1 protein-coding gene is annotated in these 1,450 nt (G+C 57.0%); it reads left to right on the forward strand.

The features are described 5' to 3' along the window. The first annotated feature begins 53 nt into the window (after positions 1-53). A protein-coding gene (locus QCE64_RS36360; RefSeq protein ID WP_309927997.1) for an IS3 family transposase occupies positions 54-1,417 on the forward strand; the annotation gives its coding sequence in 2 pieces (ribosomal slippage) (positions 54-525 and positions 525-1,417; 1,365 coding nt in all). Positions 1,418-1,450 lie beyond the last annotated feature (33 nt).

The raw sequence follows: 1,450 nt of genomic DNA on the forward strand, positions 1-1,450 counted from the left end.
TGAACTGCACCCCAAAAGTTGGACACCAGTCCAACGATTTGGGGTGTTTTTTCATGAGCAAGCACAGCGCACGATTCAAGCAAGCAGTCGTCAAAGACTATCTATGCGGCAAGCACGGCGGTTTTGCTGGGGTGGCGCACCGGCATGGTACAGACCACGGCACGGTGCGTAAGTGGGTGGCGGCATGGCGAGCGCACGGCGCCGCGGCGTTCAGGAAGAAGTACAGCTTCTACGATGGACAGTTCAAGCTGAAGGTGCTGCAGTTCATGCACACAAAGGCGCTGTCGTGCCGAGAGACTGCGGCGGTTTTCGATATCCGCAATCCGGGCGTGATCAGTGTCTGGAAGCGCCGGTATGATTCGGGAGGTATGCAGGCCCTTGAGCCGCGCCCCCGAGGACGCTCCGTGAAACAACCCAAGTCATCTGTGCCGCCTGTTTCGTCCAAGCCTGACGAGGCCCGCACGAAGGAAGAGCTCCTGAAGGAGCTGAACTATCTGCGCATGGAGAATGCGTACCTAAAAAAACTCGATGCCTTGATCCGCTCGGACAGCCCCACAGCGCAAAGCAAAAAGCGCAAGTAGTGGCCGGATTGAGGCATGAGTTTGCACTTGGCGGCCTGCTCAAAGTGGCGGGCCTGGCGCGTAGCACCTTCTATTACCAATGCAAGGTCTCGCAGAAGGCAGACAAACACACGCAGCTCAAGGCGCGCATCCGCTCTGTATTCAAGCAGCACAAAGGGCGTTACGGCTATCGGCGTATCACCAGCGCGATCCGGCACTTGGGCACGGTTGTGAATCACAAGACCGTCCAACGCTTGATGCAACTGATGAAACTGAAGTCGCTGGTGCGACCGAAAAAGTTTCGAGCCTTCCGGGGGACGGTGGGAGGCATTGCGCCGAACGTGCTGCAAAGACAGTTTGACGCCGACGCGCCAAATCAGAAGTGGGTCACCGATATCACTGAATTCCGGGTGGGCGAGCGCAAGCTCTATCTGTCCCCGGTGCTAGACCTGTATAACGGCGAGATTGTTGCCTACGAAACGGCGACGCGTCCGGCATTCGCGATGGTCGCAAGCATGATCAAAAAGGCCTTCAAGAGGCTGGGGGCTGGTGATCGCCCCGTGATTCACTCTGATCAGGGATGGCACTATCAGATGGGCGCTTACCAGGCGTTGCTCTCGCAGCGCGCACTGACGCAAAGCATGTCACGCAAGGGCAACTGCCACGACAACGCCGCCATGGAGAGCTTCTTTGGCACCTTGAAGTCAGAGTTCTTCTACCCGAACCGCTTCGAGAGCATTGAAGCGCTTCAGGCCGGAATCCGACGCTACATTCACTACTACAATCACAACCGCATCAAGCTGAAGCTAAAAGGGCTGAGTCCTGTGATGTACAGAACTCAGCCCTCACGGCCCTAGCCCAAAACTGTCCAACTTTGCGGGGTCAGTTCA

The sequence above is a fragment of the Caballeronia sp. LZ043 genome, from assembly GCF_031451075.1.
GTDB lineage: Bacteria > Pseudomonadota > Gammaproteobacteria > Burkholderiales > Burkholderiaceae > Caballeronia.